We start from the raw sequence: 13,970 nt of genomic DNA on the forward strand, positions 1-13,970 counted from the left end.
GTTGAAAGGGGTATTATCGTGAAGAAAAGAACACATCTATGTGGAGAGGTATTAGAGAGCAACATAGGAGAAAAAGTTTGTTTGCAAGGTTGGGTTAAAAAGCGCCGTGACTTAGGACAAGTGATTTTCGTTGATCTTCGTGATCGTTCTGGCCACGTTCAAATTGTTTTTAACGGTGAAAATAATAAAGATGCTTTACAGATTGGTGAGAAGGTTCGTAATGAGTATGTGATTGAAGTTTGTGGTACAGTCGTTGCTCGTGAAGAAGAAACGATTAATGACAAAATTGCTACTGGAAAAATCGAAGTTATCGTTGATGAAATTGAAATATTAAATGCGTCAAAAGGTCTTCCGTTTATGATTGAAGATGACGTCGAGATTTCTGAAGATGTTCGTCTAAAATATCGTTATTTAGACTTAAGAAGGCCCAAAATGTTTGAAACGATGCAACTTCGAAATAGAACAACAAAGTTAATTCGTGATTTTCTTGATGAAAATACTTTTATGGAAATTGAAACACCAATGTTAACAAAAAGTACACCTGAGGGAGCAAGAGATTATCTCGTTCCTTCAAGAGTACATCCTGGTGAATTTTATGCGCTACCGCAATCACCACAGCTGTTTAAGCAGCTTCTTATGGTATCTGGGTTTGAGAGGTATTATCAAGTAGCACGATGTTTCAGAGATGAGGATTTAAGAGCGGACAGGCAGCCTGAGTTTACACAAATTGATATTGAAGCATCGTTTTTAGGAAAGGAAGAGCTTTTGGCTATGATGGAGCAATTGATGGCCAAGCTATTAAAGGAACTAAAGGGTATTACTGTAACTACCCCATTCCAAAGACTAACACATTCAGAAGCAATGAATCGCTTTGGTTCAGATAAACCAGATACTCGTTTTGGTATGGAATTAATTGACGTATCCAAAGCGGTCGAGGATAGCGACTTCGGAGTTTTTGCTAATACAGTAAAAAAAGGTGGCGTCGTAAAAGGAATTTGTGTGAAGGGGATTGCAGACCAATATTCACGTAAGGACTTAGATAATCTAACTTCATTTGTTTCCGTATACGGAGCGAAAGGGCTCGCATGGTTAAAAGTAGAGGAAAACAACACATTAAAAGGACCAATAGCTAAGTTTTTCAATGAAACGGAAGCAGCGACACTTTGTGATGCCTTCGATGCTACTAATGGAGACGTTCTGTTGTTCGTGGCCGATAAGCAAAAAGTAGCATGGGATGCGTTAGGAGCGTTACGTTTAAAGTTTGCTAAGGAGCATAGCCTCATTGATGAAAGTAAATTTAACTTTTTGTGGGTCACTGATTTTCCACTTCTGTCTTATGATGAAGATGAGAAACGGTATGTTGCAGAGCACCATCCGTTCACAAGACCAATTAACGAGGACGTAGAAAAGCTCGTAACTGCCCCAGAAGAGGTTCGGGCAGAAGCCTATGACCTTGTTCTTAATGGATATGAGCTAGGAGGAGGCTCTCAGCGTATTTATGAACGTGAATTACAAGAGCAAATGTTTTCTGCACTAGGATTTACAGAAGAAGAAGCGAAAAGTCAATTTGGATTTTTGTTAGAGGCGTTTGAATATGGTACACCTCCACACGGTGGTATTGCGCTTGGATTAGATAGATTAGTTATGATTTTAGCCGGAAGAAGCAACTTAAGAGAAACAATCGCCTTCCCTAAAACTGCAAGTGCTAGCTGCTTACTTACAAACGCTCCAAGCAGTGTAAGTGATGCTCAATTAGATGAACTTCATTTAAATGTCGTAGAGAAAAAAGAAGAGTCAAAACTAGTATAGTCTTTAATTTAGAGGGGACTGAAAAGGTAAATATCAACCTTTTTCAGCCTCCTCTTAATTTTACCCTTATGTCCTTTTACAATGTGCGAAGCTACTGTAAGTGAATTGATATATAGTTTGGAAAAGTCTATTATAACTTCTTTTATGAAATAAATTTTAAAAGCTATTTTTGAGATGGACCATCAGATGAATGTATAATAATAGTATTTTAAGTTTATTATGTAGAGGATGCTTTGAATGAAGGTGAGATGAAACACGATTTAAAAGCCCGTTAGAAAGATTACCCCGTGCTGAAGGTAGATAAAACAGCGTTTAAAATCCCGTTAGAATGATTATCCCGTGCTGAAGGTAGATAAAACAGCGTTTAAAATCCCGTTAGAATGATTATCCCGTGCTGAAGGTAGATAAAACAGTGTTTAAAAGCCCGTTAGAAGGAGTCTCTCGTGCTGAAGGTAGATAAAACAGTGTTTAAAAGCCCGTTAGAAGTATTATCTCGTGCTGAAGGTAGATAAAACAAAGTTTAAAGCCCGTTAGAAGGAATATCCCGTACTGAAGGTAGATAAACCCCGACTTAAAGTCCATTCACGAAAGAAATCAACTAATGAAGTAGAAATAATCCCTCTCTTCTTTAAAATTTTTTTTTGAAAAAAAACTCGTTTACGTTTAATAATACTGAATATGGGTAATATAAAAATATAAAGATTACATCTATAATAACCACTATATTTTAACTGCGTCCTGTGGTGTACGTCAAAACTTTAAATGTTTGAGCCAACACCGTTACATTGGGAGCACCGTGTTTCTGATACATATAGCAAGCCTCAAGAAATGATAGTGGAAGCTAGAATTGAAGAACAGGGCACCCACCTGCTAGATGCAGGTTCAAAACTGAAAGTAGAAACGGCACACATGGGACAAAAAAAAAACACCTGTTTAGGTGTTTTTTTACTGTCTCTAGCTAGATTGGTATCCTTGTATAAAAAACAATTAAAGCGACAGAAATTACAGTTTTTAAGGCTGAAGCAAATAAATAATCAATTGACTATTTGCTTCAGCCTTGTCCAATTACTTTGCAATTTTTTCTAAATTCCCATTTTTATCCATACGGAAAGCGGGTGCATTTCGATCGTCTGTCTCTTCATCTAGCAGTGCCATTCTTCTAGCTCTGTTCATAATTTGAATGATGGATTGATAGTCTTCTTCAATCGTTTTATGCTCTTCTCTTATCTTCTTCAATTCATCTTCTAAAAACTCAACTTTTTGCGCTAACTCTTGCTTTTCTAGTTTTAGTGCTTCATTTTCTTGCTTCAGTAAAGACTCTTGATGTCCTTTGCCATTCATTTGCTGTAGAAATTGAATAACATCTTGCATTGTAATCTCTTTTTCTTCATTCATATAATCAGCTATAGGTTGCCTTGAAGGTGTTGATGGAGTAGGCTGATAGACTGATTGAAGAGGTTTAGAGTAAGATAATGGCTTTGCTTCTTGTGCCATTTGACGCTTTCTCTCTTTTCTATGTCTTTTTGCTAGTTTGATTGCATCTTCATATTTATCTCTTACGACAGCATTCCAGCGGAATCCACACGCCGCAGACGTTCTATTTAATGCGTCACCTACTTCATCAAAAGCTTTTAACTGTGTCCCACCTTCACGAATATGTCTCAGCACTGTTTCCGCCAATAGTAGATCATCTTCTTCTGACCATGCATCTTGTCTTACTTTCATTTTATTCCAATCCTTTCATAATAGACTCAAAGTTGTTTGATAATAGGATGGGCATGGTCACGACAAAATATACCATTATATTGAAAAATTCATAGGTTTTTGCTTTAAAGTATAGATTTATACAATGATAATAAAAGACAATGGATTTTGTCATTCAAGATAAACAGGCAGAACTAAAGTAATTAAATAGAGAAATAGGTAGTGAAAATAAAGGGAACAAATCAATGGTGAAAATAATTAGTTGCCACGTTTCTTTCTTTCTATGAAGTAATCTAATCTTTTTTGAATCGTTTTTTCATATCCGTTTTCGGCAGGGTGATAAAAATGCTTGTTTTTCAAATGGTCAGGTAAATATTGCTGTGGAACGTAGTGCATCTCATAATTGTGAGGGTACTTGTATCCTTCACCATGACCAAGCCTCGAAGCACCTTTATAATGCGCATCTCTTAAATGTATAGGAACGTCACCTGTTTTTTCATTTTCTACTAGTGATAGTGCAGAGTCAATTCCGGTAATAACAGCATTACTTTTCGGCGCTGTTGCTAAGTATAATGCGGCTTCAGCTAAAGGGATACGTGCCTCAGGCATACCGATAAAATCTACTGCGTATGCTGCTGCTTGAGCAACAAGTAATGCATTAGGATCGGCTAAACCAATGTCTTCAGCAGCGTGTACATATAATCTCCTAGCAATGAATCTTGGATCTTCACCAGCATAGATCATTTTTGCTAACCAATATAAAGTTGCATCAGGATCAGAACCACGTATACTTTTTATAAATGCAGAAATAGTGTCGTAATGTTGATCACCTGATTTGTCATATTGTAATACTCTTTTTTGTATCGATGCCTCAGCGGTTTCTAGATCAATACAAATCGTTCCACTATCATTCGGGTCAGTAGTTAAAATAGCTAATTCTAATGCATTTAACGCTGTTCGAGCGTCTCCATTTGCAACGTTAACAAGATGATCTAAAGCTTCACTAGCAATAGTGATATCATATTCACCAAAGCCTCTATCCTTGTCGTTAATTGCTGCATGTATTACCTGTTTAATATCATCATTGGTGAGAGATTGTAACCGAAAGAGGCGTGAGCGTGATAATAATGCCGGGTTAACTTCAAACATCGGATTTTCAGTCGTAGCCCCTATTAAAATAACTGTTCCATCTTCCACAAAAGGTAACAATGCGTCTTGCTGACCTTTATTAAAACGGTGGATCTCGTCTATAAATAAAACTGTTTTTTCTTGGTCGTATTTTAAACGTTCTTTAGCACGGGATACTACTTCTCTTACATCTTTTATCCCAGCAATGACTGCATTTAATTGCTCAAAATGTGCTGAAGTACTGTTAGCTATGACTTTTGCCAGAGTTGTTTTGCCAGTACCAGGAGGTCCGTGAAAAATCATCGGTGTGAGCTGATCTGCTTCTATTGCTCTCCTTAGTAAAGTTCCTTCTCCAACTATTTCTTTTTGTCCAATTACTTCATGTATAGTACGAGGGCGCATTCTTGAAGCTAATGGGCCTTTCACTTCTTTCTTTGTAGAATGATCAAATAGATCCATGTTTACCTCCTAATGATCGTATGTTTACTTGATTAATAAATTATTTCAATAAAACTGTGTAAACAGATAAGTATTTCATGATATGATAGATAAAGATAAATTTTCATTCTTTAGTTCGATATTACCATGTCTGTACATTTTTTACCTACTTAAGTATGCTATATTAAAGGAATAAAAATTAACAAGTTTTTGAGTAAATAATAGTATCACATCTTGGGAGAAGAGAGTTGAGCGAGTGAAAAATCAAGTCAGAAAAAGAAAGCCATTTCAACACACATCTTTTTTTCGGTGGAGTGTATTTATATTAGGTTTAATGATTATGAGTTTTGGAATTGCGTTAATAATACGGGCAGATTTAGGTAGTGCACCATGGGATGTCCTTCATATTGGTATGATGCAAAATATCGGGCTAACTGTTGGCTCTTGGACGATTATTATGGGTTTTGTTTTATTATTAATAGCTACAATTCTTACGAAAGAAATGCCAAAATTAGGGGCATACTTGAATATGATACTAGTCGGAGTATTTGTTGATATATTTTTGTTTTTCATTAATACCCCGAATCTTCTATTTCTACAAGGAGTCATGCTAGTCATTGGTATTTTAATAATGGGGTTTGGAATTGGTGTTTATATTTGTCCACGATGTGGTGCTGGTCCGCGAGATAGTTTAATGCTTGCAGTTTCTGATAAGTTGGGGATTTCAGTTGCTAGGGTTCGTATTATGATGGAAGTAATAGTATTGTTTTGTGGTTGGATGCTTGGTGGTCCTGTATTTATTGGTACAATATTATTTAGTGTAACGATAGGTCATGTAACGGGTATCTCATTAAATTGGTGTCAAGCTTGGATTGATAGAAGAATAGAAAGAGGGGTTAAACTTGAAAATATCCACTAAAGGAAGATATGGATTAACGATTATGATGGCGTTAGCAAAAAAATATGGAGAAGGTCCAATATCACTAAAATCGATAGCAATAGATCACGATCTATCTGAACATTATTTAGAGCAGTTAATTGCACCATTAAGAAATGCTACTCTAGTAAAAAGTGTTCGAGGAGCTTATGGTGGGTACATGCTATCGAAATCTCCAGAACAAATTACAGCAGGTGATATTATACGTGTACTTGAAGGCCCAATTACACCTGTAGAAGTCGTTGATGATGAAGAACCTGCAAAAAGGGACTTATGGATAAAAATAAGAGACGCTGTGAAGGATGTTTTAGATAGTACAACATTAGAAGACTTAGCGAATTATGAGGATAAGGGCGGGCAAGAGCATTACATGTTTTATATTTAATGAGGATACCGTAAAAGGCTTAGCCCTTTTGAGGTATCCTCGCTTTTCTTTTCACTGAAAAATATGTATCCTTATTAAAGGTTATATGATATGGATAAAATAATATTAAATGTTGGAAATAGAAGGTGAATAAAATGGAACGAATATATTTGGATCATGCTGCAACCTCCCCTGTTCACCCAGAGGTAGTAAAAGCAATGATGCCGTACTATGAAGATCAATTCGGAAACCCGTCTAGTATTCATTCATTTGGTCGAGAAGCAAGAAGAGGATTGGATGAATCTAGAGAATATATTGCTAGAAAAATAGGTGCTTCCTTTGAAGATATTATTTTCACTAGTGGTGGAACGGAGGCAGATAATTTAGCGATTATCGGTTATGCTGTTGCGAATCAGGAAAAAGGAAAACATCTTATTACTACAAAAATTGAGCATCATGGCGTTCTCCACGCGTTTGAACATTTGGAGAAACTAGGTTTCTTAGTAACGTATATCGATGTTGACGAGAGTGGGAGAGTGACCCCGTCTTCTATTATTAATGCGTTAAAGGAAGATACAATCCTTGTCTCCTGTATGTTTGGAAATAATGAAGTCGGAACAGTACAACCAATTAAAGAAATTGGAGAATTACTGAAGCCACATCAAGCAGTTTTTCATACTGATGCAGTACAAGCATTTGGACTTATACCTATAGATGTTCGTGAATTAGGGGTTGACTTTCTTGCAGTATCAGCGCATAAAATTAATGGTCCTAAAGGGATTGGCTTCTTATATGCGAATAGTAAGCAGCGTATTTCACCACTATTTTTTGGCGGTGAGCAAGAAAGAAAAAGAAGGGCAGGAACTGAAAATGTGGCTGGGGTAGTCGGCCTAAAAAGAGCGATGGAAATAGCGTATGACCAACTAGAAGAAAAGCGAGCGATGTATGAGGAGTTCCAACGTATTCTTATTCATACCTTTCAAGACAATAAATTAGATTTTCAAATAAATGGCCATAGAGAAGCATACTTACCGCACATATTAAATATTAGCTTTCCGGGTATGAATGTAGAATCGATATTAATGAATTTAGATATTGAAGGTATTGCCGTTTCAAGTGGATCAGCATGCACGGCAGGGTCTATTGATCCTTCACACGTCCTAACGGCTATGTTTGATGATAAAAATAGAAGTCATTCCGCTGTAAGGTTTAGTTTCGGATACGGATTAACGGAAGAAATGATTAAAAAGGCTGCGGAAAAAACTGTTGATGTTATTCGTAGGTTAACGAAATAATGAGGGGAGGAGTAAGTTGATGATGAATACAGAAAAACAAAATATTCGAGTTGTAGTTGGAATGTCAGGTGGTGTTGACTCTTCAGTTGCAGCTTATCTTCTAAAGCAAGAAGGCTATCAAGTAATCGGCATTTTTATGAAAAACTGGGACGATACCGATGAATTTGGGGTTTGTACAGCAACTGAGGATTATAATGATGTAATCCGTGTGTGTAACCAATTAGATATTCCTTATTATGCGGTAAACTTCGAAAAGGAATATTGGGATAAAGTGTTTACCTATTTTCTTAATGAATATCGAGCAGGGAGAACACCAAATCCAGATGTGATGTGCAATAAAGAAATAAAGTTTAAAGCATTTTTGGATCACGCTATGTCACTAGGTGCTGATTATGTTGCAACTGGTCACTATGCCCGGGTCCGACACAGTGATAATGGTGTTGAATTATTACGAGGTATTGATGAAAATAAAGATCAAACATATTTTTTAAATGCGCTAAGCGAGGATCAATTAAAGCATGTCCTTTTCCCAATTGGTGAAATTGAAAAACCACGCGTAAGAGAAATCGCAAAAGAAGCTCATTTAGCAACAGCAACGAAAAAAGATAGCACAGGAATATGTTTTATTGGCGAAAGAAATTTTAAAGAGTTTTTAAGTCAATATCTACCTGCTCAACGAGGAGAAATGCAAACGTTAGATGGCGAAGTGAAAGGCTATCATGACGGTTTAATGTACTACACGTTAGGTCAAAGACAAGGGTTAGGAATTGGTGGAGCGGGTGAACCTTGGTTTGTTATTGACAAAGATTTAGATAAAAATATATTACTTGTTGGACAAGGCTACCATCATCCAGCGTTATATTCAAGTGGCTTAATTGCTGAAGATGTAAATTGGATAAACCAACATTTAATAAAAGGGAAGAAGGAGTTTCACTGCACTGCAAAGTTCCGCTATCGTCAGAAAGATCAAGGTGTTACTGTATCAATCATGAATGATGGTCAAGTAAAAGTTATTTTTGATGAGCAAGAAAGAGCCATTACTCCTGGACAGTCGGTCGTGTTTTATGATGGTGAAGTGTGTTTAGGGGGCGGTGTCATTGATAAGGTAATTAAAAGTACTTGAAGTTTTTAAAGGAAGGCTGTGTGGAGGATGGATAAAAATAAACAAGCAGTTAAGCAAATGAAGGAAGGAAATATGGAAGAAGCTGCGAAATTATTAAATGAAGCAATAGAGGAAAACCCGAACGACGCTGTTGCTTTTGCGAATTTTGGAAATCTCTTATTAGCTGTTCAAGATAGTGATAGAGCGCTTACTTTCTTTAATAAGGCGATTGAATTGGATAGTGAGCAAGGAGCAGCTTACTATGGAAAAGGAAATGTATTGTTTAATCTAGAAGACTATCTCGGAGCAATAGATGCATATCAAGAAACATTAAATAAAGGAATTAAGGAAGCTGATGTGTATTATATGCTTGGGTTAAGTTTTTATAATCAAGGTGATTTAGTACGTGCACTGCCTAGTCTTCATACGGCTGTAGAATTAAACGATACTGATGTCGATGCGCAATTTCAGTATGGATTAACGTTAGCGCAATTAGAGCGAATAGATGAGGCTATATCTGTTTTCCAACATGTAATAAGTATTGATGAACAACATGCTGATAGTTACTTTAACCTTGGAGTTGCTTATTCATATAAAGATAATATTGATGAAGCGACGGCAATGTTTAAAAAGGCTTTACAGATTCAACCTGACCATGTACTAAGCGCGAATGGATTAAAGCAATTAGAAAATTTACGTAATCAAGGTGAATAAAGAAAGTAGGATTGTTTATGGTAGAGGACAATCAAAAGGATTATATTAAAGGTGATTTGCTCCATTTAATTTATCATAATGAGGAATCGCTTTATACGGTAGCAAAAATCAAAGTAACAGAAACGTCATATTCCATGGACGATAAAGAGGTGGCGATAGTTGGTATTATGCCACCAATTGAAAGAGATGTTAGCTACCTTTTTTATGGTTTCTTTTCAGATCACCCGCGATTTGGCCGTCAATATAAAGTGGAGCAATTTCATAAGATTATGCCTGAAACGGAGCAAGGGATTATTTTATACCTTTCTAGTGATCGTTTTCCTGGTATCGGTAAGAAGACTGCTGAAAAGATCGTTCAAACATTAGGGAAGAATGCCATTTCGATCATTATTGAAAATCGTTCTTCACTGGACAAAGTAACGAGTATTAAACGTGATAAAGCTGATGAAATTTATGAGACACTACTAGAAGATCAGGGGATTGAACAAGTATTAGTAAGGCTATATGAATATGGGTTTGGCTTACAGCTAGCTATGAAAGTATACCAAGCTTATAAAACTGATGCTTTGGATATCATTAATCACAACCCTTATAAGATGATTGAAGATGTAGAGGGAATTGGCTTTGCTAAAGCTGACTTAATTGGCAGAAAACAAGGGATTGAAGGAGCACATCCTGACCGATTAAGGGCAGCGATTATTTTTACCTTAAATGAGCAATCTCTCAACGAGGGACACGTGTATGTTTTAAATGAGACGATTGTTAAAGGAGCAAAGGCTTTACTAGAGTATGAAAACACCGAAGAGATATCTCCATTAAAAATAGCTGATCAAGTTATTGAATTAGGCGAAGAAGGTAAGGTTATCGTTGATGGAGATAAAATGTATATACCTACGTTATATTATGCTGAACAAGGAATTGTGTCTAACATACAACGGTTATTGGAGAGAGAACCAGAAAAGTATCCAGATTCGGAGTTTTATAAAGCGCTTGGATTAGTAGAGGAAACGCTTGGCATTCATTATGCACCATCACAGCAGGAGGCAATAAAAGAAGCGCTTCATTCCCCGGTTATGATTTTGACAGGAGGGCCGGGAACTGGAAAAACAACAGTAATAAAAGGGCTCGTTGAAGTTTATGGACAATTAAACGGTATGTCTGTAAACCCTGATGATTATGCTAAAAAAGATGCTTTTCCTATAATAATGGCGGCACCTACAGGAAGAGCAGCTAAACGAATGAGTGAATCAACTGGCTTACCTTCTTCAACGATCCATCGCTTACTCGGTTTTAAAGGTACCGAAGATTATGAAGACGATGAGGTAGAAAAACTAGAGGGAGAGCTCATTATTTTAGATGAAATGTCGATGGTCGATACGTGGCTAGCTAACCAATTGTTCAAAGCAATTCCGAATGACATGAAAGTAATACTAGTCGGTGATGAGGATCAATTACCATCTGTTGGTCCAGGACAAGTATTATCGGATTTATTAACTACTAACATCGTTCCTTCAGTAAAATTAACAGACATTTATCGTCAATCAGAAGGCTCTCATATTATCACCTTTTCCCATTCAGTGAAAGATGGTCACTTAGATCAAGTCAAAAAAGATAGTAAAGATTTACGCTTTTTCCCGGCTGCACAGCAACAAATTCCAGATGTAGTAAAGCAAATATGTAAAGGCGCAATAGCGAAAGGGTATGAACCTAAAGATATCCAAGTGTTAGCTCCGATGTACCGTGGAATTGCAGGAGTAGAAAATTTAAACGTCATGCTACAATCACTATTTAATCCCCCAACACCACAAAGAAGGGAAGTTCCTTTTGGGGATGTTGTTTATCGAACTGGTGATATTGTACTCCAATTAGTGAACAATCCTGAAGAAAATGTATTTAATGGAGACCGTGGCGAAATTGTTGCAATATTTACTGAAAAAGAAAATACAGATAAAGAGTTAAAAATTGTCATTTCTTTTGATGGGATAGAAATTACCTATACAAAACAAGAATTAACACAAATTACACATGCCTATTGCTGCTCTATTCATAAGTCACAAGGCAGTGAATTCCCAATCGTCATTATGCCGATTGTAAAGGGATACTATCGTATGCTCCGAAAAAAATTAATTTATACGGGAATTACGAGGGCTAAAAACTTTCTTTTACTATGTGGTGAATGGCAATCACTTGAATATGCTGTAAAAAATGACCAAGATATAAAACGGAACACGACGTTGGCTTTAAAATTAAAAAATGAACCGATGGAAAATGAATACCAGCATGAAACTGATGGTGCATCCAAACACTAGAAATGTTCGAAAGGAGGAGGTTCCTTTGCGGACATTTCAAAAGGTGAAAGGTGCACCAGTTTTTTATGAAAAAACGCATCGTCTCCTTGGCGAAATTTCTGACATCGTACTATCTGAAAGAGAAGAGAGTGTAAAAGGTTATTGGATCCATAACCGGCAATGGTGGTCAAAGAAACATTATCTTTCCCTTAAATCGATAGCGTATGAAGATATAAATGGATTTTATGTTACAGAGAAAACAGTTCTTCAAACAATGTCAAAGTATGACAGAAGACTTTTTGAAGGTAAGCGTCATATTTTTGGAAGACCGGTTATTGACAAAGATGGGATTACGTTAGGCTTAATAGAGGACGTATGCTTTTTACCAGATTTGGGCAAAATTGTAGGGTATGAACTAACAGAAGGATTATTTTCCGACCTACGAAAAGGGATAAGAATATTAAAGCCTAAATCACCATTAGTTAATCGGGGAAATTCCTTCATTGTTCTAGAAACATAAGAAAATGGAGGTCTTTCAATGCGCTGTCCTAATTGTAAAGGGAAAGATATTGGCAAAATTGGTACGAATCAATATTATTGCTGGAACTGCTTTATCGAGTTAACGATAAAGGATGGAAGATTCTGCTTACACCAAGTAGAATTAGATGGATCGTTAAGCTCTCTTGATGACTTATTTGAAGAAACAGAACGTCGCGTAGAGGTTGAATAACGATAAGGTGGTGATAGTGATGAGAAGGATTGCTACACTTGCTGCACTTGGTGCAGGTGCATACGCTTATTCAAAAATGGATAAAAAAACAAAAAATAGAATAAAGAAAAAGTTACACCTTTAACATTGCATAAAAATTTCATTTATATGAAATGCTACGCTTATAAGCATGTCGGCCTTTATGGCCGGCATCTTTTTCAACGCTAATATTATTAAAAAGGAGCTCAACATGGATAACCGTCTACTTCGTATCGTAATGAGGCTACTATTAATCCTACTTGTTGGCCTTATCCTTTTTATGACTTTTCAGCTTTTTACATATATACAAGGTTTTTTAGTGTTGATCGGGCGTATTATTACTCCATTTTTGCTCGCAGCAGTTATCGCCTATTTACTACACCCTTTAATTGAAGCCTTAAAAAAAAGAAATATTCCAAAGTCTTTATCGATATTACTTATTTATGCAGCATTTGTTATTCTATTTGTTATTGTTTTATTTAGAGGAACTCCTTATATTCTTGAAGAAGGCCAGGAATTATTAGATCAATTGCCTGTAATGGCGCAAACATATACTGATTTTGCAAATACCATACATGCACAAACAGAAGTGCTGCCATCTACATTTCAAGAACAAGTAGAAGGTTGGATGGAAAGTGGGGAAGCGTATATAGCAGAATCAATCACAAGTATTGGATTAATCATTCGCCAGCTTTTTGATTGGATGCTTCTTCTTATCGTCATTCCTTTTATCGTCTTTTATTTATTAAAAGACATGGATTTAGTGAAAAAAGTTTGTTGGTATATTACTCCTGATCGTTGGCGTAAAGAAGGTGCTAGCCTTGTAAAGGAAATTGATCATTCTTTAGGCAATTATATAAGAGGGCAAATTTTAGTATGTATAGTAGTTGGTATATTAGCTTATATTGGATTTTGGATCATTGATATGCCTTATGCTGTTCTTTTAGCTGTATTTATAGGTTTGACCAATATTATACCTTACTTTGGCCCAATTATCGGGGTCATACCAGTAGTATTTATTGCATTAACAGAATCGTTTCAACTCGTCATATTAGGCTTAATTGTCAATTTCATCGTTCAAATTATTGAAGGTAATTTAATTGCACCGCTCATAGTTGGGAAAACATTGCACATGCATCCAGTCTTAATCATATTTGCGCTTGTCGTTGGTGGGGAGCTAGGTGGTGTGATTGGATTAATTATCTCAGTACCAATCCTAACTGTCTTAAGGGTCATTTTACTCCACATAAGACAAATTGTAAGAGAAAGAAAAGGAATATATTATTGACAAACACTTCTGTCTTTTTCTATAATGACATTTGTATATATTGGTTAAATTGATGAAGGAACTGAATTATTAAAGTCCATCTAAAGTATGAAGAGGCATACTTGTCAGAGAGGAATTTCCTAGGCTGCGAGAAATTCTAGATGAAGGTTAATAAT

The 13,970-nt window shown here is 36.3% G+C and carries 12 protein-coding genes and 1 other RNA gene; 11 read left to right on the forward strand and 2 right to left on the reverse strand.

Annotation, left to right across the window (positions count from 1 at the left end):
- The first annotated feature begins 18 nt into the window (after positions 1–18).
- On the forward strand, positions 19–1,809 hold the full coding sequence (aspS, locus tag BCELL_RS07630; RefSeq protein WP_013488112.1) for an aspartate--tRNA ligase: 1,791 nt from the start codon (positions 19–21) through the stop codon (positions 1,807–1,809).
- Between the two features lie 732 nt (positions 1,810–2,541).
- Positions 2,542–2,729: non-coding RNA, 6S RNA (gene ssrS / locus BCELL_RS22045), on the forward strand.
- Positions 2,730–2,874: 145 nt separating this feature from the next.
- Here the strand turns inward: ssrS and BCELL_RS07640 are convergent.
- Together BCELL_RS07640 and BCELL_RS07645 are read right to left on the reverse strand one after the other, a co-directional pair.
- Positions 2,875–3,534: an RsfA family transcriptional regulator gene (locus BCELL_RS07640; RefSeq protein WP_013488113.1), complete on the reverse strand. Its 660-nt coding sequence runs from the start codon at positions 3,532–3,534 to the stop codon at positions 2,875–2,877.
- Positions 3,535–3,771: 237 nt separating this feature from the next.
- Positions 3,772–5,100 carry an AAA family ATPase gene (locus BCELL_RS07645; protein ID WP_013488114.1) on the reverse strand — a complete coding sequence of 443 codons (1,329 nt, stop codon included), beginning with the start codon at positions 5,098–5,100 and terminating at the stop codon, positions 3,772–3,774.
- 235 nt (positions 5,101–5,335) lie between these two features.
- Between BCELL_RS07645 and BCELL_RS07650 the strand changes: the two genes are divergently transcribed.
- From BCELL_RS07650 to BCELL_RS07690, 9 genes are all read left to right on the forward strand, one after another.
- Positions 5,336–5,998 (forward strand): YczE/YyaS/YitT family protein, encoded by a 663-nt coding sequence (locus tag BCELL_RS07650; RefSeq protein ID WP_013488115.1) that lies wholly within the window; start codon positions 5,336–5,338, stop codon positions 5,996–5,998.
- Positions 5,982–6,401 (forward strand): cysteine metabolism transcriptional regulator CymR, encoded by a 420-nt coding sequence (gene cymR / locus BCELL_RS07655; RefSeq protein ID WP_013488116.1) that lies wholly within the window; start codon positions 5,982–5,984, stop codon positions 6,399–6,401. The genes BCELL_RS07650 and cymR overlap by 17 nt, the downstream gene beginning before the upstream one ends.
- A 134-nt stretch (positions 6,402–6,535) precedes the next feature.
- Positions 6,536–7,675, forward strand: a complete 1,140-nt coding sequence (locus BCELL_RS07660; RefSeq protein WP_013488117.1) for a cysteine desulfurase family protein — start codon at positions 6,536–6,538, stop codon at positions 7,673–7,675.
- Between the two features lie 19 nt (positions 7,676–7,694).
- Positions 7,695–8,798 (forward strand): tRNA 2-thiouridine(34) synthase MnmA, encoded by a 1,104-nt coding sequence (gene mnmA / locus BCELL_RS07665; RefSeq protein WP_013488118.1) that lies wholly within the window; start codon positions 7,695–7,697, stop codon positions 8,796–8,798.
- 27 nt (positions 8,799–8,825) lie between these two features.
- The gene (locus tag BCELL_RS07670; protein ID WP_013488119.1) at positions 8,826–9,491 is read left to right on the forward strand and encodes a tetratricopeptide repeat protein; all 666 of its coding nucleotides are present in this window, start codon (positions 8,826–8,828) and stop codon (positions 9,489–9,491) included.
- Between the two features lie 17 nt (positions 9,492–9,508).
- Positions 9,509–11,800, forward strand: coding sequence for an SF1B family DNA helicase RecD2 (gene recD2, locus BCELL_RS07675; RefSeq protein ID WP_013488120.1), 2,292 nt, complete (start codon positions 9,509–9,511; stop codon positions 11,798–11,800).
- Between the two features lie 25 nt (positions 11,801–11,825).
- Positions 11,826–12,299, forward strand: coding sequence for a PRC-barrel domain-containing protein (locus tag BCELL_RS07680; RefSeq protein ID WP_013488121.1), 474 nt, complete (start codon positions 11,826–11,828; stop codon positions 12,297–12,299).
- A gap of 18 nt (positions 12,300–12,317) precedes the next feature.
- Complete coding sequence (locus tag BCELL_RS07685; protein WP_013488122.1) at positions 12,318–12,509, forward strand: hypothetical protein; 192 nt, start codon at positions 12,318–12,320, stop codon at positions 12,507–12,509.
- Positions 12,510–12,738: 229 nt separating this feature from the next.
- Positions 12,739–13,815 (forward strand): AI-2E family transporter, encoded by a 1,077-nt coding sequence (locus tag BCELL_RS07690; RefSeq protein WP_013488124.1) that lies wholly within the window; start codon positions 12,739–12,741, stop codon positions 13,813–13,815.
- Positions 13,816–13,970 lie beyond the last annotated feature (155 nt).

The sequence above is a fragment of the Evansella cellulosilytica DSM 2522 genome, from assembly GCF_000177235.2.
Classification (GTDB): domain Bacteria; phylum Bacillota; class Bacilli; order Bacillales; family Salisediminibacteriaceae; genus Evansella; species Evansella cellulosilytica.

Excerpts from the sequence above, each read along its gene's own strand:
- BCELL_RS07670 (WP_013488119.1), top strand. The coding sequence starts at position 8,826 with ATGGATAAAAATAAACAAGCAGTTAAGCAAATGAAGGAAGGAAATATG.
- BCELL_RS07640 (WP_013488113.1), bottom strand. The coding sequence starts at position 3,534 with ATGAAAGTAAGACAAGATGCATGGTCAGAAGAAGATGATCTACTATTG.
- BCELL_RS07685 (WP_013488122.1), top strand. The coding sequence starts at position 12,318 with ATGCGCTGTCCTAATTGTAAAGGGAAAGATATTGGCAAAATTGGTACG.
- mnmA (WP_013488118.1), top strand. The coding sequence starts at position 7,695 with ATGATGAATACAGAAAAACAAAATATTCGAGTTGTAGTTGGAATGTCA.
- BCELL_RS07660 (WP_013488117.1), top strand. The coding sequence starts at position 6,536 with ATGGAACGAATATATTTGGATCATGCTGCAACCTCCCCTGTTCACCCA.
- BCELL_RS07645 (WP_013488114.1), bottom strand. The coding sequence starts at position 5,100 with ATGGATCTATTTGATCATTCTACAAAGAAAGAAGTGAAAGGCCCATTA.
- BCELL_RS07690 (WP_013488124.1), top strand. The coding sequence starts at position 12,739 with ATGGATAACCGTCTACTTCGTATCGTAATGAGGCTACTATTAATCCTA.
- recD2 (WP_013488120.1), top strand. The coding sequence starts at position 9,509 with ATGGTAGAGGACAATCAAAAGGATTATATTAAAGGTGATTTGCTCCAT.